Source organism: Gluconacetobacter brunescens, assembly GCF_048695475.1.
Classification (GTDB): Bacteria; Pseudomonadota; Alphaproteobacteria; order Acetobacterales; family Acetobacteraceae; genus Gluconacetobacter.
The window spans coordinates 2280331-2298964 of sequence record NZ_JBLHEN010000001.1; the positions used below are offsets into that span (position 1 = coordinate 2280331).

The 18634-nt window shown below is 65.8% G+C and carries 14 protein-coding genes; 7 read left to right on the forward strand and 7 right to left on the reverse strand.

Annotated elements, in window-relative coordinates; all coding sequences use genetic code 11:
- Nucleotides 1-263 precede the first annotated feature (263 nt).
- The 5 genes from ACMAUO_RS10135 to ACMAUO_RS10155 all read left to right on the forward strand — a co-directional run bounded on the left by ACMAUO_RS10135 (nt 264) and on the right by ACMAUO_RS10155 (nt 6752).
- Nucleotides 264-1550 carry an MFS transporter gene (locus ACMAUO_RS10135; protein WP_473965176.1) on the forward strand — a complete coding sequence of 429 codons (1287 nt, stop codon included), beginning with the start codon at nt 264-266 and terminating at the stop codon, nt 1548-1550.
- Nucleotides 1551-1642: 92 nt separating this feature from the next.
- Nucleotides 1643-2842 (forward strand): SMP-30/gluconolactonase/LRE family protein, encoded by a 1200-nt coding sequence (locus tag ACMAUO_RS10140; protein ID WP_420356771.1) that lies wholly within the window; start codon nt 1643-1645, stop codon nt 2840-2842.
- A gap of 85 nt (nt 2843-2927) precedes the next feature.
- Entirely contained in the window at nt 2928-3653 is a 726-nt protein-coding gene (locus ACMAUO_RS10145) for a gluconate 2-dehydrogenase subunit 3 family protein (protein ID WP_420356772.1), read from the forward strand.
- Between the two features lie 52 nt (nt 3654-3705).
- Nucleotides 3706-5481 carry a GMC family oxidoreductase gene (locus tag ACMAUO_RS10150; protein ID WP_420356773.1) on the forward strand — a complete coding sequence of 592 codons (1776 nt, stop codon included), beginning with the start codon at nt 3706-3708 and terminating at the stop codon, nt 5479-5481.
- Between the two features lie 2 nt (nt 5482-5483).
- Nucleotides 5484-6752, forward strand: a complete 1269-nt coding sequence (locus ACMAUO_RS10155; protein ID WP_420356774.1) for a c-type cytochrome — start codon at nt 5484-5486, stop codon at nt 6750-6752.
- A gap of 51 nt (nt 6753-6803) precedes the next feature.
- Here the strand turns inward: ACMAUO_RS10155 and ACMAUO_RS10160 are convergent, their stop codons facing one another.
- The 7 genes from ACMAUO_RS10160 to ACMAUO_RS10190 form a co-directional block, all read right to left on the reverse strand.
- Complete coding sequence (locus tag ACMAUO_RS10160) at nt 6804-7415, reverse strand: nitroreductase family protein (RefSeq protein ID WP_420357256.1); 612 nt, start codon at nt 7413-7415, stop codon at nt 6804-6806.
- Nucleotides 7416-7477: 62 nt separating this feature from the next.
- The gene (locus ACMAUO_RS10165) at nt 7478-8308 is read right to left on the reverse strand and encodes a phosphoenolpyruvate hydrolase family protein (protein WP_420356775.1); all 831 of its coding nucleotides are present in this window, start codon (nt 8306-8308) and stop codon (nt 7478-7480) included.
- Nucleotides 8295-9518 carry a Tm-1-like ATP-binding domain-containing protein gene (locus ACMAUO_RS10170; RefSeq protein ID WP_420357257.1) on the reverse strand — a complete coding sequence of 408 codons (1224 nt, stop codon included), beginning with the start codon at nt 9516-9518 and terminating at the stop codon, nt 8295-8297. Before ACMAUO_RS10170 ends, ACMAUO_RS10165 begins: the two co-directional genes overlap by 14 nt.
- A gap of 20 nt (nt 9519-9538) precedes the next feature.
- Nucleotides 9539-9856, reverse strand: a complete 318-nt coding sequence (locus ACMAUO_RS10175) for a putative quinol monooxygenase (RefSeq protein ID WP_420356776.1) — start codon at nt 9854-9856, stop codon at nt 9539-9541.
- A gap of 54 nt (nt 9857-9910) precedes the next feature.
- Nucleotides 9911-11290: an aminotransferase-like domain-containing protein gene (locus ACMAUO_RS10180; protein WP_420356777.1), complete on the reverse strand. Its 1380-nt coding sequence runs from the start codon at nt 11288-11290 to the stop codon at nt 9911-9913.
- Between the two features lie 64 nt (nt 11291-11354).
- Nucleotides 11355-12542: a CDP-glycerol glycerophosphotransferase family protein gene (locus ACMAUO_RS10185; RefSeq protein WP_420356778.1), complete on the reverse strand. Its 1188-nt coding sequence runs from the start codon at nt 12540-12542 to the stop codon at nt 11355-11357.
- Nucleotides 12539-13654: a CDP-glycerol glycerophosphotransferase family protein gene (locus ACMAUO_RS10190; RefSeq protein WP_420356779.1), complete on the reverse strand. Its 1116-nt coding sequence runs from the start codon at nt 13652-13654 to the stop codon at nt 12539-12541. Before ACMAUO_RS10190 ends, ACMAUO_RS10185 begins: the two co-directional genes overlap by 4 nt.
- Before the next feature lie 87 nt (nt 13655-13741).
- On the opposite strand from ACMAUO_RS10190, the gene ACMAUO_RS10195 reads away from it, so the two are divergent.
- Nucleotides 13742-15001: a lipopolysaccharide biosynthesis protein gene (locus ACMAUO_RS10195; protein WP_420356780.1), complete on the forward strand. Its 1260-nt coding sequence runs from the start codon at nt 13742-13744 to the stop codon at nt 14999-15001.
- Between the two features lie 88 nt (nt 15002-15089).
- Complete coding sequence (metH, locus tag ACMAUO_RS10200; RefSeq protein WP_420356781.1) at nt 15090-18596, forward strand: methionine synthase; 3507 nt, start codon at nt 15090-15092, stop codon at nt 18594-18596.
- Nucleotides 18597-18634: the final 38 nt, after the last annotated feature.

Below are 18634 nucleotides of genomic sequence, written 5' to 3' on the forward strand. Positions count from 1 at the left end.
GCCCGATCCGGCCCCAACGATGCACGCCCTGTATTGATCCATGCCAAGTTTGGCTTTGACGCCGCCCGGCGCCTCGCGCTCCCTATGCCGCAGGATCGCGTGGCATCGCGGCGTGGTGGCCGGTCATCCCCGGTTCCACCGCCCCGGTCCACGCACTGAGGGAGAAAACGAGGGTGACGACAACAAGAGGGCCAACAATATGCCCCCCGGTCACACATCCGTCGGCGACCGACGAGGCAACCAGAGCCGGCAGGCGCACGGTCGTGCGCTATGCCGTCCTCGCGTTCCTGTTCGCCATTACCGCGATCAATTACGGCGACCGCGCGACGCTGGGCATCGCGGGCTCCAGCATCTCGCATGATCTCGGCCTGACGCCGGTGGCGATGGGCTACGTCTTCTCGGCCTTCGGCTGGGCGTATGTGCTGAGCCAGGTGCCGGGTGGCTGGCTGCTGGATCGCTACGGCTCGATCCGCGTCTATGGCGTCAGCCTGTTCGCCTGGTCGGCCTGCACGCTGGCAATTTCCGGCATCGGACACCTGCCGCACGCAATCGCGTTTCCCGCGCTGTTCGTGCTGTGGGCCGGGCTGGGGCTGGTGGAGGCACCGACCTTTCCCGCCAACAGCCGCATCGTCTCGAGCTGGTTTCCGACCTCCGAGCGCGGCCTTGCCACCTCCATCTTCAACTCGGCGCAATATGTCGCCGTGGCGTTCTTCGCGCCGGTGATGGGCTGGGTCACCCAGCAATTCGGCTGGGAATATATCTTCGCCGCCATGGGCATCGCGGGCGTGGGGCTCTCGCTCTTCTGGCTCGCCCGGATGCGGCCGCCGGCCAGCCATCCCGCCGTCAACGCCGCCGAGCTGGCTTTCATGCGCGCCGGCGGGGCGCTGGTCGATATCGACGACCGCAGCCGGCGGGTCAGGACCACGCTCACCGGGCGGCAGATCCGCTTCATGCTGACCGACCGGACCCTGCTCGGCGTCTATGGCGGGCAATATTGCATCACCGCCATCCTGTATTTCTTCCTCACCTGGTTTCCGCTCTACCTGCACCAGTCGCGCGGGCTCTCGATGACCCAGACCGGGCTGGCGGCCAGCGTGCCGGCGCTGTGCGGGCTGGGCGGCGCGATCATCGGCGGCGCGTTGTCGGACATGCTGCTGCGGGCGGGGCGGTCGGCGACCCTGGCGCGCAAGGCGCCCTACGTCATCGGGATGGCCATCGCTTCGACCATCTGCCTGTGCAATTTCGTGCATTCCGCGTGGCTGATCGTGGCGATCATGTCCTTCGCGTTCTTCGGCAAGGGCGTCGCCGCGATCGGCTGGGCCGTCATCTCCGACATCGCGCCGAAGGAAACGCCCGGCCTCGCCGCCGGAATCTTCAACGGCATCGGCAATATCGCGGGCATCGTGACGCCGATCGTGATCGGATACATCGTCGCCTGGACGAAATCCTATGACGGCGCGCTGCTTTTCGTCGCCGCGCACTGCATCGTCGCGATCCTTCTCTATCTCTTCGTGGTGGGCAAAATACGACGGCTTTCCCTGCCCGCCTGAAACCGGCCCATGGCGTCGCGGGGGCGACGGGGCCGGCAGACACCACCAACAACAAAACGCCAACAACAAGAATAAGAACAAGAGAACATCCCATGTCTCATCTCATCGACGCTTTCGCTCGGCCGCTCTCCCGGCGCGCCGCGCTGACGGGTCTGGCCGGCGGCCTGGCGCTGGCCGGGTGCGAAGCCGCCGGCATCCGGCAGGCCGTGGCGGCATTCCGCCCGCCGCATCTCCACGCGACCGTCATCGCCTCGTCACCCCGCTATCTGTGCAATGCCGTGGCCGCGACGCGGGACGGCACCCTGTTCCTCGGCGCGCCGCGCTGGGAGTCTATGGAAGACACACCCTGCGTGTTCCGCGTGGCGCCGGACGGCGCACTCCAGCCCTTCCCCGGTGGAAGCTGGAACCAGTGGAAGCCGGGCGCCGACCCGACCAATGCGTTCCTGATGGTCAACGGCCTGCATATCTTCAGTGACGATACGCTGTGGGTCGTCGACCAGGGCGTCGACCCGACCACCGGGACCACGGTACCCGGCGGGCAGAAACTGGTGCAGTTCGACACCAGAAGCGGCAAGGTGCTTCAGATCCTGCGCTGGGGGCCCGATATCCTGCCGCCGGGTTCGGCGATGAATGATCTGCGCATTGCCGGCGACCTGATGTTCGTGACCGATTCCGGCCTCGGCGGGATCATCATCCATCACATGGGCAGCGGCGAGACGGTGCGCCGGCTGTCGGAACATCCGCTGCTGCGGGCGACCTATGCCAAGCCGATGCGCGGCCGCGACGGGCATATCTTCATGGACAAGAACGGCAAGCGGCCGCTGGTCCATTCCGACATGCTCGAAATCACCGCCGACCGGAAATGGTTCTATTTCTCCTGCCCCATCGGCCCGCTGCGCCGCCTGTCCACCAGCGCCCTGCTCGACATGAGCCTGACCGACGCCCAGTTGGCCGCGAAGATCGAAACGGTGCTGGATATGCCGACGATGATGGGAACCGCCATCGACACGCTCGATAATTTCTACTTCGCCGATGCCGAGCGCGGGCGGATCAGGGTGCTGACGCCGGAGCACAAGCTGCTGACGCTGATCGAGGACCCGCGGCTGGTCGATGGCGATGCCCTGTTCATCACCGCCGATCGACACATGCTGGTGCCGGTCCCGCAGACCGAGCGGCTGCCGGGCAACAATGCGGGCGCGAATACCGTGAAACCGCCCTTCATAAGCCTCGGCTTCATGCTGCCGGAGACGCTGGATGGCCACCCCCTGGGCAATGTGGTGAGCAGCCTCTGAAATTCGGCGGCGTGTAAAACATTGGAAATGCGGCGCCACAAGAATGATTTCTGCTGATGCGCCCTAAAGAAAAATGGAAAAGACAATGAAGCGGCGTGACGTCATAAAAGGGGGGCTGGTGCTGATGGCGACCACCACGCTGGCCTCCATCTACAAGCCTGCCTATTCCAAGACGTTCGTCGGCGGCAGCGGCCTGTGGAAGGCCGATCCGCCCCCACCGCTGACGGTGGTCGATTCCAGCCGGCTGGTCTATCTGACCGAAGCCGAGGCGAAACTGGTCGGCGCGGTATTCGATATCCTGATCCCGCATGACGAACTCGGGATCGGCGCGACCGAGGCCGGCTGCGTGACTTTTCTCGATCACCAGTTGGCCGGGCCCTATGGCGCGGCGGCCAAGGATTACCGGCTCGGGCCGGTGGTGGAAGGCTTGCCGCAACAGGGGCCGCAGAGCATCGCCACCCCGGCGGAACTCTACCGCAAGGGTCTGGTCGAACTCGAGCACGCCGCACAGGCGAAGTTCGGCAAATCCTTCCTCGATCTGGCAGAAGACCAGAAGATCGCCTTCATGAAGGGGATCGAAAGCGGGGAGATTCCGTTCGAGACGCTGAAATCGAACGAATTCTTCTCCATGCTGTTGCAGAACGTCCGCGAGGGCTATCTGGCCGATCCGATGTATGGCGGCAACCGCGACATGGTCGGCTGGAAACTGGTCGGCTTTCCTGGTGCGATCTACGATTATCGCGACTGGATGGTCTCGAAACGCGGACAGAAGATCGACGTCGAACCCGTCAGCCTGCTGAGCCGCGCCTGACCGCCGGCTGCTCCGATCAGGCCCATAATAAAAAAGAAAAAGGCACGTCTTCATGAATTACAAGAGGCCAAAGGCCGATGTGGTCATTATCGGGCTCGGCTGGTCCGGCTCCACGATGGCCGAGGAACTGACCCGCGCGGGGCTGAACGTGGTCGCGATCGAGCGCGGCGCGTGGCGCGATACCACCACGAGTTTCCCCACGACGCGCGATCCCGACGAACTCAGCGGATCGGTGCGCAAGGATATCCTCCAGGCACCGGTCACCGAAACCTATACGGTACGCAACAAGGCCAACCAGACCGCCCTGCCGCTCCGCAAATTCAATAACCTGACGCTGGGCAACAATGTCGGCGGCGCGGGAACGCACTGGGCCGGCGCAAGCTGGCGCTGGCAGGCATTCGACCACCAGCCCTACAGCCGCGTCATGGAGCGTTACGGCGCCAGGCAACTGGTCGACGGGCTCATTCTCCAGGACTGGGGCGTGACCTATGACGACCTCGAACCTTTCTACGACCGGTTCGAGAAGATTGCCGGCACGTCCGGCACGGCGGGCGTGATCAACGGCGTCAAGCAGCCCGGCGGCAATCCGTTCGAAGGGTCGCGCACCAGCCCCTATCCCACCCCCGCGCTGGAGCGCACGCGCGCCAATCTGCTGTTCTCGGAAGCCGCGACCCGGCTGGGCTATCATCCATTCCCCGTCCCGTCCGCGATGATCGGCGCGCCCTATACCAACGCGCTGGGCCTCAATCTGGCGCCCTGCACCTATTGCGGCTACTGCCAGCTCTACGGATGCGGCAACTGGTCGAAATCCAGCCCGAATATCTGCATCCTGCCGGTGCTGATGCAGCGCCCGAACTTCACGGTCGTCACCGAATCGGAAGTGATCCGCATCAACACCACGCCCGACAAGAAGATGGCGACCGGCGTCACCTTCATCGATTCTAACGGCAATGTCGGCGAGCAGCCGGCCGATATCGTCATCACCGCCACCTTCACGCTCGACAATACCCGGCTGCTCCTGCTCTCGGGCATCAGCACGCCGTATGATTTCGCGTCGGGCCAGGGCGTCGTGGGGCGTGCCTTCACCTTCCAGACCCTATCCTGGGGCTTCATGTTCTTCGAGAACGAATATCTGAACCCATTCATGAACACCGGTGCCCTGGCAACCCAGATCGACGATTTCAACGGCGACAATTTCGACCATACCGGCCTGGGCTTCATCGGGGGCGCCGGCATCCAGTCGCTGTGCAACCAGGGCCTGCCGATCGGCATGGCGGGGCTGGTGCCCGAAGGCAGCCCGCAATGGGGCAAGGGCTGGAAGCAGGCTTTCCGGAAAGGCTACCAGAATTACGCGCAGATCCAGGGCCAGGGCACGAACTTCGCCCACCGCGAGCAGTTCATGGATCTCGACCCCACCTACAAGGACAAGTACGGCCAGCCGCTGCTGCGCATCACCTTCGATTACAACGAGAACGATCGCCGCTCCGGCCGGTTCGTCCGCGACAAATGCATCGAAATCGCCAGGGAGATGGGCGCCAAGCAGGTCTGGGGCGATTCGTTCCCCGATCGGCCCTATTCGGGCTACACATTGTGGGATTCCTCGCATGTCCAGGGCGGCGTCGTCATGGGCGAGGACCCGAAAACCAGCGTCCAGAACCGCTACCAGCAGAACTGGGACATTCCCAACCTGTTCGTGATCGGGGCGTCGTCCTTCCCGAACAATGGCGGATACAATCCGACGGTCGTGGTGGGCGCGACCACCCTGTGGACCGCGAAGGCGATCAAGGAGATGTATCTCAAGAACCCCGGCCCGCTGGTAAGGGTGTAATCATGGCAAGACATCAGCTCCGCAGCACCCTGCGTGCCTGCATCCGTGGTGGCGTTGCCTTGTCGGTGGCGGCCCTGCTCGCCAACGCCGCACGGGCGCAGGATGCCCCCGCCGCCACCGGGATCGAGCATGGACGCTATCTCGCGATCGCCGGCGATTGCGTCGCCTGCCATACCGCCCCCGGCGGCAAGCCCTTCGCCGGCGGGCTGGACCTGAAGACGCCCTTCGGCGTCATCACGGCGAGCAACATCACCTCCGACAAGGAGACTGGCATCGGATCGTGGACATTCCAGCAATTCGATGCCGCCGTCCGGCACGGCAAGGGCCCCAGCGGGAATCTCTACCCCGCCATGCCCTATACCGCCTACGTCAAGATGACCGATGCCGACATGGCCGATCTCTGGGCGTATATCCGGACGGTTCCGCCGGTCAGCCAGAAGGTGGTGGAGAACAAGCTGCCGTTCCCCTACAATATCCGCGCCGCCCTCGTGGTCTGGAATGCCCTGTTCTTCGACAGGACGCCGTTCACGCCGGATTCCACCAGGAGCGCGGCGGTCAATCGCGGTGCCTATCTGGTCGAGGCGCTGGAACATTGCGGCATCTGCCACACCCCCAAGAACGCCCTCGGCCATGACAGCAGCGCCACCTACCAGGGCACGTCGCTCCAGGGCTGGCACGCGCCCGACCTGACCAACAACGACCATACCGGCCTCGGCACATGGAGCGCCGAAGACATCGTGACCTACCTGCGGAGCGGCACCAATCGCCATACCGCCTCGTCGGGGCCGATGACCGAAGTGATCGTGAATTCCACCCAGCATCTCACGGATGCCGACCTGCACGCCATCGCCGCCTATTTCAAGGCGCTGCCGGCACGGACGGTCGATGTTCCCCCGCCGCTTCCCGCCACCAATGCGCAGATGGTCGCGGGGCGGCGCGAATTCCTCGTGCAATGCAGCGCCTGCCATACCAGCAGCGGTCAGGGCGTGGCGAACATGATCCCGACGCTTCAGGGCAACCCGGCGATCAATGCGAAAAGCCCGGACAGCCTGCTGAATATCCTGCTCGCGGGCACCACCGGCCCCGCGACCGCCGCAAACCCCACGGGTGCCGGCATGCCCGGCTTCGCCTGGAAATTGCACGACGACCAGATCGCCAACGTCCTGACCTATATCCGCAACAGCCAGGGCAACGCCGCACCGGCCGTCTCGGCCGCCGATGTGGCAAAAGCCCGCAAGGCGCTCGGCGCCCAGCAGGTGGTCTGGCACTGACGATCATCCCGGCCGCCGCACCGGGAAAGCCCGGTGCGGCGGCCAATGGGATCAGGCAAAGCTGTTCGCGAAGATGATGTCCTTCTCGGGCATGATTCCACCCGTCGGATACGGCGCGGCCGCCGCTTTGCCGATGGCGACGAACATCACGATCTCATGGTCGGCAGGCAGCCGGATCAATTCCCCCACCGCCGCGAAATCGAAGCCGTCCATCGGGCAGGTCGCATAACCCATGCTTTCCGCCAGCAGCATGATCGCGCCGGCGGCCATGCCGCAGGAGCGCATGCCTTCATCCCGCTGCACCTGCTCGCGCCCGCGATAATACTGGTCGATCGCCCCGACCATGAAATCGCGCACCGACTGGTCGGCATTTGCCCAATAGCGTTCCGGCGCCTTCTCCCACGCCCTGATATCGGCGCACAGCACCAGCAGGGCGGAGGCGTCCGTCACCTGCGGCTGGTCCCACGCCACCTTGCGGATCTGCTGCCGCAGGTCCGGGTCGGTCACGACCAGAAAGCGCCAGTTCTGGATATTGAAGGCGGTGGGCATGCGCCGCGCGAGGCCGAGGATGGTGTCCAGGTCGGCATCGGGCATGCGATAGGCGGCATCGAAAACCTTGGTCGCCCGGCGCTTGAGGATGGAGGCGGCAACATCCAGCCCCATCGCGGCATCGTCCTTTTTCGCAGGCCCGGTTTCGGCGGAGGACGGTTCGGGAAACACGATGCTCACCGTGTCATGGCCTTGAAGCTTCGCGTCTGCGCGACCAGCGCGGTTTCGGTGGGCAGGCGTTCCATGCTCGATGCGCCATAGAAGCCGTGGCAGTCCGGGCAGGCATCCAGCACCGTCTGCGCATCGGCCGGCATCGCGATCGGCCCGCCATGGCAGAGAAGAATGACATCGTCGCGCACGCTCTTCGCGGCATCGGAGATCTCGTTGATCAACTTGATCGAATCTTCCAGCGTGAAAGCCGTCTCGGCGCCGATGCTGCCGCCGGTCGTCAGCCCCATATGGGCGACGAGGATATCGGCACCCGCGCGGGCCATGTCCTTCGCCTGCGCCACGTCGAAGACATAAGGCGTCGTCAGCATGTCTTTCTGGCGTGCCCGGGCCACCACATCGACCTCCAGGCTGTAGCTCATGCCCGTTTCTTCCAGGTTCTTGCGGAAATTGCCGTCGATCAGCCCCACCGTCGGAAAATTCTGGATGCCGGAGAAGCCGACGCGGCGCAGATCGTCGAGAAACACGTCGAAATCCACGAACGGGTCGGTGCCGTTCACCCCCGCCAGCACCGGCGTGTTCGGCACCACGGGCAGCACCTCGCGCGCCATGTCCATGACGATCTGGTTGGCATTGCCATAGGCCAGGATACCGGCCAGCGACCCGCGCCCGGCCATGCGATAGCGGCCGGAATTATAGATCACGATCAGGTCGATCCCGCCGGCGGCCTCGCATTTCGCCGACAGGCCCGTGCCCGCGCCCCCGCCGACGATGGGCTTGCGCTCCGCGATCAGCGTACGCAGGCGGCCGAGGATGGCTTCACGTTCAATTCTGGGCATGGGGCTGTATCTCCTTGAAGAGGGTTTTGAAGTCCGTCGCCATCGCGCGGGCGAAGGCGGGATCGTTCAGGGCGCAGGGCAGGCTGATGAAGCGCCGTTGCGCCGTCTGCCGGAGCGTGGCCAGCAGCGCATCGCGAAACGCCGCATCCGCCTCCGGGTCGTAAAAGGGCTGGCCCGGCCGGTCGAGTTCCGAAAACCCGTTTTCGGGATAATAGAACCGCACCGGCCCGTCGCACCGGTTCAGCCGCTCGCCGATCAGCCGCCCCATGTCGCGGCATTCATCCGCCGTCGTGCGCATCAGCGTGATGAAGGGATTGTGCCGCACGAAGACCCGATCCCGATAACATTCAGGCACACTCTCCATGGCTGCGAAATTGACCATGTCGAGCCCGCCGCAACTGCCCACATACGGCACGCCCGTCCGCGCGATCGCCTCCAGCCGCTCCGCCCCGCAGGCGAAGATGCCGCCCGCCACGAAATCGCAGAACTCGGTGGTGGTGATATCCAGCACCCCACGGATCACGCCCTGGTCGACCAGCCGCTCCATCGACCGCCCACCCGTGCCGGTGGCGTGGAAGACCAGGCTTTCGAACGACTCCCCCAGAACCCGCACCGCTTCGGTGACACAGGGCGTCGTCACGCCGAACATGGTGATGCCGACAGCCGGGTGCGGATCGGCATCCGGTGGTGGAAGATGCCGCGCCATGCCCGCCATGGCATTGGCCGCGTTGGTCAGGATGGTCCGCGAAATGCGGTTCAGCCCCATGAGATCGACCACCGAATAGACCATGGAGAGATCGACATCGCCGACATAGGGCGCCACGTTCCCCGAGGCGACGGTCGAGACCAGGATCTTCGGCAATCCGATGGGCAGCGCCTGCATGGCGGGCGCCACGACGGCGGCACCGCCGGACCCGCCGATCGCCACCACCCCGGCCAGATCGTCGCGGGCCGGCAGAAAGCGCCGCAGGGCCTCGGACATGGCGGCGATGGCCCGCCCACGCTCGCCGCAGAACACCGAAGCCGCGCCCTCGGGGTGATGATCGGCCACCACGCGCGCCGCGATATCGGCGCAGTCCGGCGACGCGCCGCCGGTGCTGACATCCACGATCCGGCCACTGACGCCCCGCTCGGCCAGCACGGCGCGCAGGAACAGCAATTCGTCAGACTTCGTGTCCGCCGTGCCCAGGATATAGACGTGCGACGCCATGGCGTGTCTGTGCCCCGTCATCAGGACAGGCTGTCGACGTCACCCAGCAGGGTCACTTGCAGCGACCCGGCCATCCCGTTCTCGAACAGCGCCTTCATCGCCAGGAAATGCGGCAGTGTCTCATGTTCATGGATCGCCGCCACGCTCCGCCATTGCTCGATGAACACGAAATGCGACGGATCGTCGAGGTCCCGCCGGCAGGTATAGGACAGGTTCGTCGCCTCCTGCCGCGACGCCTTCACGCAGGCGGCGATCACCGGCAGCGCCGCGTCCAGATGGCCGGGATTGATGTGGAACGCCGCAACCACCGTCACGACGCCCCGCTGTTCCTCGTGCATGACCTGCCTCCGCCACGGATGAACGTGGCGGGACCCTAACAGGGCGACACACTTTCAGGATATCGCCATAGTGTCACGGGACACTTTTCCCGCGATATCGGCACAGACCTGCCTGACCCGTGCCAGTGCTTCCGGCAGGGCGCGGAACGTCACGTTGCCGAATGCCAGACGCACCCCGGTGCCCCGCACGCCCTCGCCGCTGAGAAAGGCGTCGGACGGCGGCAGCGCCACGCCGAGGCCGCGTGCCTGTGCCACCACGCGCGCCGCCTGCCCGGCCGGCAGGGGCAACCAGGCGTGGAAGGCATGGCTGGCGGGCTTCACGACCCATGCGCCCAGCACGGACAGCACCAGATCCTGGCGCCGCACGGCTTCGGCATGCAGGGCGGCGCGCACGCTCTCCGCCGTTCCGTCCTGCATCCATTGCGCCATCATCGCGTAGGACAGCGGGGCGATCATAAGGGAGGACGCCAGCAGCGCCGGCAGGCAGGCCTCCGCATACCGCTCGGGCGGGATCAGCGCCCCGATGCGCAGGCCGGGGCTGAGGATTTTCGACAGGCTGCTGACATGGAACGTCCGCTCCGGCGCCAGTGCCATCAGGGCGGGCCGCGCGGGATCGTCCCGATGGACATACACGCCGTCCTCGATGATCAGCGCATCGCATGCCCGGCACAGCGCCACGATGTCGCGGCGGCGGCGCAGGTCCATCGTCGCCGTGGTCGGGTTGTGCATCTCGGGCGTCAGATAGACGATCGCGCGTTCGCCCCGCCTGCGCGCCAGAATGGCTTCCAGCGCGGCGGGCTGCATGCCTTCTGCGTCCATGGCGGCGGGGCAGATCTCCAGCCCGGCCTGACGCATCGCGCCCAGCATGCCGGGGTAGGTCTGCGCCTCGGCCACGGCATAGGACGCATGCTGCCGGGCGACATGGACGGCCACGTTCAGCGCCTGCTGCGCCCCGCTGGTCAGCAGCAGCCGGTCCGGCGCCACCGCGACCCCCATCCCCGCCAGCCAGTGCGCCATGATCCGCCGATGCTCCAGATGCCCGGCCACGGGGGGATAGATATTGAACAGGCCCGGATCGACATGCTTCGCCAGCCGGTTGAGCGTGCGGGCCAGGGCGCGGTCGCTGAACATGGGCGGCGGCATGTTCGTCGCCAGGTCCAGCATGGGCCCCGCCGCATCCTGCCGCACGGCGACGAAGGTGCCGCGCCCATGCACGCTGCGCACCAGCCCCCGCCGCTCCAGGATGGCATAGGCCCGCGTCACCGATCCCACGCCGATCCCGAGCTGCCAGGCCAGGGGCCGGTGGGCGGGCAGCCGCTCGTCCTCCCGCAGCACGCCGGACAGGATATCGCCGCCCAGCGCCTCGGCCAGGCGCTCGGCCGGAGAGGTCATGCCGTCCGCCAGATGAGGGGTCCAGGATGACTGACGGCGCACCGCGATGGCTCCTTCGAGGCAATGACAGGCCGCCATCGCCCGACCGGCGCGGCCCCCGCCAGGTTTACAGGGCTTTCCGGAGTACCGCCTCGTCCGAAGAGCAGGCGACCGGAGGCGCCCCGAGGAACTGCCTGATCGCATCCGCCGCCCTGCGCGATGACGGGACGCCGGACATGCAGAATGTCTCGCGGAACGCCTTGGACTGGAGGCCGGCAAATCCGCCGTTACCGGCCACGGCACGCGCCAGCGCGCCCGGCAGGTCGGATACACCGTCGATCACCTCGCCCAGCGACCAGTGCGCGTAATCCGGATTGGCCTTCCATGCCGCGTCATGCGAATTGATGAAAATGCAAGGCCGGGGCTTGTAGATCCACTCATAGACCTGGCTGCTGACATCGCCGAGATAGATATCGGCGGCGCGCGTATAGGTCATGTCCGTCGACATGGTGCTGCCGGTGTCGATATGGATATGCGGCGCATCCAGGAAGCGGCGTGGAATCGCCTTGCGCAGCCGCATGCGCCGATGTTCGAGCGAGGCATGCAGCCGCCGTTTGAACAGCATGACATGCGGCGCGAAAATGAGATTGTATTTGTCCTGCCCCGCAAAATAATCGAGCACCTCCTCGCCCATGGCCCCCCAGGACGACAGGAGCGGATCGAAATGGGGATTGTACAGGACGGTCGGCAGGTCATTATCGAAGATGCGCGGCGCATGATCGAAATCCACCGTATCGAATTTCGGGTAGCCGACGACCGCATGATTCTCCGGCGAGATCAACGCGCCGCGCAACATCCTGTCGCGCACCTTGTTGCCCGACAGCAGGACGAAATCGAACAGGCGGGTCACCTCATGGAACCCCACCGACCGATCCCCCGCCCCATGCGGCAGGTAGATCAGCTTCAGGTCGGCCAGTCCCTGCTGGCGTTTCAGCCGCGTGGAGGTCGTTTCCGGCACCACCAGCGCGTCAAGGTCCCGGAAAGACGGTGAATTTCTCCGCAGGATCGCCAGGCGCCGGAATGGAATGACGCCCAGCGCCAGGACATTCATGATATCCGCCGCCCGGGAAGTCGCGAGCCGGACGAAACGCACCGGCAGGCCGGCCGGGATGAAATCCCGCGCCCTGCCTTCCTGTTGGGGGCTGGAGGTAAAAACCGACACATCGACACCGGACGCCACCAGTTCCGCGATGATCGGCGCCGTATGAGGGATCTGGTGCAAGGCATCGTGATTGAAGAGAAAACCGATTTTCATGCCGGCAGAATATCCCGGATAATCGTCGCGGCGCGTCGCGCGGCGCCCGGGGAGCGATCCCCCAGGGACCGGCCCGCCATGTCCTCCTGGCGCGCGCGATAGAGCGCATGGCGCGCCACGGCAGCCCTGATGGTGGGCAGAAGATCGGCCGGCGTCTCGACGACGTCGCCCAGATGCCAGTGCTGGAAGTTCGGATCGTCCCGCCACGCAATATTATGCGCGTTCAGAAAGACGCAGGGTCTTGGCGTGTTCAGAAACTCATAGACCTGGCTGCTGACATCGCCGACATAAATATCCGCCGCATTCGTGTAGGTCATATCGACACATCTGTCGGACCCGGTATCGACCAGCGTCGTCGCATTGCCCAGCGCGTTCCACCGATCCCGCACCTTCTGGCTGCGGCGGCGGAACATCTTCGTATGCGGCGCGACGATCAGGTTGAAGTCCGACTGGTCGGCGAACTGTCGCACCATCGGCTTGACGAACCGCCGCCACGACGACAGGCCGCGCGCCTTGTGGGCATTATAGAGAACGGTGGGCCGGGTCGCAGGAAAAAGGGGATTACCAAAATGGGGCAATATGTCGCAGGTCTCCAGCTTGACCGAACCGATCACCGCATGATTGTCGGATGTTATCAAATTGGACGCCAGCATTCTCTGGGCCGATTTCTGTCCCGGCAATAAAACGTAATCAAACGACCTGACCTCCTCGGTAAAACCGCGCGCCCGATCCCCGCAGCCATGCGGGATATAAATCAGCTTCGGCCGGGTGATCCCGAACCGCCGCGCGGAGGCGACTGTATCCTCCACTGTTACAATTGCATCATATCGGTTGAGCATCAATGCGTTGTCGCGCAGGACCATGTCCTTGAACATGCCCAGCGTGCGGATTGACTGCATCGCGACCGTCGGCATAGACCGGCGCAGGCGATGGCAGGCAATGTCCGGGCCGCTCATGGCCTGGCGAACGCGCTCGAGGTGGTAGGGTGTCTCGGGGTCGTTGTAGAAGTTCGTCACCTGCACGCCGTCATATTGCGCCAGCTCGAGAGCAATCGCCGCAGCATGATAGCATTGATAGGACTCAGCAATGTACAGGAATGCGACCTCGATCATGCCCCGACGCTTAGGGCATAGGCCTATAAAGAACAAGAGCTTCTGACATTGGTGGAAAACAAGCAGGGTTCGCTCAAACGAGCACTGATGAACGTCTCCTGGCTACTGGCCGGCAAGGGCGTCGGTGCAATACTCAGCCTTATTTATTTGGGATTGGCCGTACGGGTACTGAAAAGCGAGGGATTCGGCGAATTCACCCTCATTTTCGGCACCGCGCAATCCGTCGCCGCCATCGTCAGCTTCCAGACCTGGCAGATCGTCGTGCGCTATGGCGCCCATCACCTGCTGGCCGGGAATGAAGGCGCGCTGGCACGCCTGATCGGCTTCTGCATGGGGCTCGACATCGCCGGCGCCATGGCCGGATGCCTGATCGCATGGGGCGGCGTCACGCTGCTGCAACCGCTGCTGGGCTGGTCGGACGGCCTGTCCCACGCCGCGCTGGCCTTCTGCTTCGTGCTCCTGCTGTCCATCCGCTCCACGGCGGTGGGCGTGCTGCGCGTGCGCGACCGCTACCGTGTCGGCGCGATGGCCGATGCGGCGACACCGATCATGCGCTTCGTGGGCGCGGTCGCCGCGGTGCTGTGGGCCCCCACTGTCATGGGCTTTCTCCTCGCCTGGGCGATCGCCGACATCGCCACGGCCATCATCTACTGGGTCTGCGCGCTGCGGGTCATGCCGGGCTTCCTGCGCGCGATGACCCTTCGCACCATCTGGTCCGCCGCCGACGAGAACCCGGGCATCTGGCGCTTTGCCTGGCTGACCAACCTGAATTCGATCGTCGGCACCGGCTGCAACAACATGCTGGTGCTGGTGGTCGGCGTCGCGACCGGTGCCGCCGATGCCGGCCATTATCGCCTGGCCTACCAGCTCAGCCAGGCGCTGGTGCGGGTATCGGAAATGTTCGCCCGCGCCGTGCTGCCGGAATTCGCGCGCTCGCACGCCACGCAGGACCAGGCCAGCATCCGCCGGCTGCTGTGGCGCTCCACCCGGTTGGCGGCCGGCAGCACGGCGATCATCCTCGTCATGCTTTTCGCGCTGGGGCAGCCCCTGCTGCACCTCATGGCGGGCAGGGAATCCGTGGGCGTTTTCCCGCTCCTGCTCGTGCTGGGCATCGCGGCCTCGCTGGACCTGATCGGCGTCAATTTCGAGCCGGCCCTGCTCGCGATCGGGCATGCCGGGCGGGCATTGCGGGTGCGCCTTATCCGTATGCTGGTCCTGTTCGCGGGCCTCGGCGCGCTCATGCCGCATTTCGGCACCATGGGCGTCGCCCTGGCGCTGGTGGTGTCCTCGCTGCTCGGCCTCGTGCTGCTGGGGGCGGCGGCGTGGCGGGCCGTCAATCGCGCGTGACGGGCCGGCCGCCCACAACAGGCTGGACAGGCGGCCGCGCCACGGCATAACACCTGCCTTCCCCTCCCGCCCCGACCGCAGGATCACGATGACCGCTCGTCCCCATCTTCTCGACGCCCTCCGTGACCAGGTCCTGCTCTGCGATGGCGGCATGGGGTCGCGCGTGCAGGTGCTCGACCTCGATGTCGAACGCGATTACTGGGGGCAGGAGAACTGCACCGAGATCCTGAACCTGTCCCGCCCCGAACTGGTGCGCGAGATCCATCGCGGCTATTTCGAAGCCGGCGCGGACATGGTCGAGACCAATTCGTTCGGCGGCTCGCCCATCACGCTGGGCGAATTCGGCCTGACCGACCGGGCGCGCGAGATCAACCGCACCGCCGCCCACCTGGCGCGCGAGGCCGCCGAGAGCTTCGCCGACGGCCGCCACCGCTATGTCGTCGGTTCGATCGGGCCGGGCACCAAGCTGCCCTCGCTGGGCAATATCGATTACGATACGCTGGAAGCCGGCATCGCCGAGCAATGCCGGGGCCTGATCGAAGGCGGCGTCGACGCGCTGCTGATCGAGACCTGCCAGGACACGCTCCAGATCAAGGCGGCGGTGAACGGCGCCAAGATCGCCCGCGCCGAACAGGGCACCGACACCCCGATCTTCGTGCAGGTCACGGTCGAGACCACCGGCACCCTGCTGGTCGGGCCGGACATCGCGGCGGCGGCCACCGCCATCCACGCGCTGGACGTGCCGCTGATGGGGCTGAACTGCGCCACCGGCCCGCAGGAAATGGCCGAGCATGTGCGCTGGCTGGCCACCAACTGGCCGGGCCTGGTCTCCATCCAGCCCAATGCCGGCCTGCCCGAACTGGTCAACGGCCAGACCCACTACCCGCTCTCGCCCGCCGACATGGCAAGCTGGGTGGAGCGCTTCATCACGGAAGACGGGCTGAACCTGGTCGGCGGCTGCTGCGGCACCTCCACCCCGCATATCGCGGCGCTGGACGCCATGCTGCGCCGCCGCGCCGAGGGCACCGGCCGCCACCGCCCCGCCCCGATCGTGCGCCGCCCGGTGTGGATTCCCTCGGTCGCCAGCCTGTACACCCAGGTCCCGCTGCGGCAGGAAAACAGCTATTTCTCGATCGGCGAGCGCTGCAACGCCAACGGCTCGAAGAAATGGCGCACCCTGCAGGAAGAGGGCGACTGGGACGGCTGCGTGGCCGTGGGCCGCGAGCAGGTGGGCGAGGGTTCCAACGCGCTGGATATCTGCACCGCCTTCGTCGGCCGCGACGAAATGCGCGAGATGAACGAGGTGGTCACCCGCTTCACCGCCTCGGTCAACGCGCCGCTGGTGATCGATTCCACCGAAACCCCGGTCATCGAGGCCGCGCTGAAGCTCTATGGCGGCAAGGCGATCATCAACTCGATCAATTTCGAGGATGGCGAGGGCCACGCCACCGACCGCATGCTCCTGGCCCGCAAGTTCGGCGCCGCCGTGGTGGCGCTGACGATCGACGAAGTGGGCATGGCCAAGACGGCCGAGGACAAGCTGCGCATCGCGACCCGGCTGGTGGAATTCGCCTGCGACCGCCACGGCCTGCCGCAGTCGGACCTGATGATCGACCCGCTGACCTTCACCATCGGCACCGGCGTCGAGGACGACCGCAAGCTGGGGCTGTGGACGCTGGAGGGCATCCGCCAGATCCATGAGCGCTTCCCCGACATCCAGATCGTGCTGGGCCTGTCCAATATCTCGTTCGGCCTGAACCCGGCGGCGCGCGCGGTGCTGAACTCGGTGTTCCTCGACCACGCGGTGCGCGCGGGCATGACGGCGGCGATCGTCCATGTCTCGAAGATCCGCCCGCTGCACCTGATCCCGGCGGAAGAGGTGAAGGTGGCCGAGGACCTGATCTTCGACCGCCGTGCGGAGGGCTACGACCCGCTGCAGAAGCTGCTGGAACTGTTCGCCGACCGCAAGGCCGCCGACGCGGTGAAGAAGGTGCGCGCCGAAACGGTGGAAGGCCGGCTGAAGGACCGCATCGTCGATGGCGACCGCAAGGGGCTGGAAGCCGACCTGGACGAGGCGATGGCCACCATCCCGCCGCTCGACATCATCAACACCATCCTGCTGGACGGCATGAAGGTGGTGGGCGAGCTGTTCGGTGCCGGCAAGATGCAGCTCCCCTTCGTGCTGCAATCGGCCGAGACGATGAAGGCCGCCGTCGCGCACCTGGAACCGCACATGGAGCGCGTCGATGGCCAGGCGCGCGGCACGATGGTGCTGGCGACCGTCAAGGGCGACGTGCACGATATCGGCAAGAACCTGGTCGATATCATCCTGACCAACAACGGCTACCGGGTGATCAACCTGGGCATCAAGGTGCCGGTCGCCGACATGATCACCGCCGCGCGCGAGCATAACGCCGACGCCGTGGGCATGTCGGGCCTGCTGGTCAAATCGACCGTGATCATGCGCGAGAACCTGGAAGAAATGGCCCGCCAGGGGGTCGACCTGCCCGTGCTGCTGGGCGGCGCCGCGCTGACCCGCAATTACGTCGAGGAAGATTGCGCCGCCGCCTACGGCACCGACGGCCGCGTGGCCTATGCCCGCGATGCCTTCGACGGCCTGTCGCTGATGGATCAGGTGGCGAAGGGCGAGTTCGACAATTACCTCGCCGCCGTGCGTTCCCGCCGCGCCGGCAAGGCCACCCGCTCGCGCCCCCGCGACATGGAACAGCAGGAGCAGCGCGGCTTCGGCCCCGTCGATGTCGCCGCCGCCCGCGCTCGCCGCCACCGCCTGACGCACGACGAGCCGGTCATCACCCCGCCCTTCTGGGGTTCTCGGGTGCTGGAAGCCACGCCGGACGCCGTGCTGCCCTTCCTCAACGAGCGGTCGCTCTATCAATTCCAGTGGGGCTTCCGCAAGCAGGGCCGCTCGCTGGACGATTTCATGGGCTGGGCCAAGCAGGAACTGCGCCCCGTGCTGCGCCGCATGCTGGCGCTGGCGGCCGAGCAGGACATCCTGCGTCCCCAGGCCTCCTACGGCTACTGGAAGGCCGCCGGCCAGGGCAACGACCTGATCCTGTTCGCCGAGGACGGCACCACCGAGGTCGCGCGCTTCGCCCTGCCCCGCCAGCCGCGCGAGGATGGCGCCTGCATCGCCGATTTCGTGCGCGACGTGGATGATGAAGCCCGCGACGTGATCGGGTTGCAGGTCGTCACCGTGGGGCAGAAGGCATCGGACATCGCCCGCGCGTGGTTCGAGGCCAACCGCTACAAGGATTACCTCTATCTGCACGGGCTTTCGGTCGAAATGGCCGAGGCGATGGCCGAATACACCCACAAGCGCATCCGCGCCGAGCTGGGCTTCGCCGCCGAGGACGACCGCGACATGGCCAAGCTGCTCCAGCAGGGCTATCGCGGATCGCGCTATTCCTTCGGCTATCCCGCCTGCCCCCGGCTGGAGGACCAGGAACCGATCCTGAAGCTGCTGGATGCCGAGCGAATCGGCGTGTCGCTGACCGACGGTTACCAGTTGCACCCCGAGCAATCGACTTCGGCCCTGGTGGTCCTCAATCCGCAGGCGAAATATTTTTCGATCTGACGCAAGACCGCCATCTGCCATCCCCGCGTGATGTTGAC

What these genes read in the sequence shown, in the direction of transcription:
- ACMAUO_RS10185 (WP_420356778.1), bottom strand. Translation starts at nt 12,542, where the DNA reads ATGAAAATCGGTTTTCTCTTCAATCACGATGCCTTGCACCAGATCCCT.
- ACMAUO_RS10155 (WP_420356774.1), top strand. Translation starts at nt 5,484, where the DNA reads ATGGCAAGACATCAGCTCCGCAGCACCCTGCGTGCCTGCATCCGTGGT.
- ACMAUO_RS10195 (WP_420356780.1), top strand. Translation starts at nt 13,742, where the DNA reads ATGAACGTCTCCTGGCTACTGGCCGGCAAGGGCGTCGGTGCAATACTC.
- ACMAUO_RS10175 (WP_420356776.1), bottom strand. Translation starts at nt 9,856, where the DNA reads ATGCACGAGGAACAGCGGGGCGTCGTGACGGTGGTTGCGGCGTTCCAC.
- metH (WP_420356781.1), top strand. Translation starts at nt 15,090, where the DNA reads ATGACCGCTCGTCCCCATCTTCTCGACGCCCTCCGTGACCAGGTCCTG.
- ACMAUO_RS10160 (WP_420357256.1), bottom strand. Translation starts at nt 7,415, where the DNA reads ATGGGGCTGGATGTTGCCGCCTCCATCCTCAAGCGCCGGGCGACCAAG.
- ACMAUO_RS10165 (WP_420356775.1), bottom strand. Translation starts at nt 8,308, where the DNA reads ATGCCCAGAATTGAACGTGAAGCCATCCTCGGCCGCCTGCGTACGCTG.
- ACMAUO_RS10145 (WP_420356772.1), top strand. Translation starts at nt 2,928, where the DNA reads ATGAAGCGGCGTGACGTCATAAAAGGGGGGCTGGTGCTGATGGCGACC.
- ACMAUO_RS10140 (WP_420356771.1), top strand. Translation starts at nt 1,643, where the DNA reads ATGTCTCATCTCATCGACGCTTTCGCTCGGCCGCTCTCCCGGCGCGCC.
- ACMAUO_RS10150 (WP_420356773.1), top strand. Translation starts at nt 3,706, where the DNA reads ATGAATTACAAGAGGCCAAAGGCCGATGTGGTCATTATCGGGCTCGGC.
- ACMAUO_RS10190 (WP_420356779.1), bottom strand. Translation starts at nt 13,654, where the DNA reads ATGATCGAGGTCGCATTCCTGTACATTGCTGAGTCCTATCAATGCTAT.
- ACMAUO_RS10170 (WP_420357257.1), bottom strand. Translation starts at nt 9,518, where the DNA reads ATGGCGTCGCACGTCTATATCCTGGGCACGGCGGACACGAAGTCTGAC.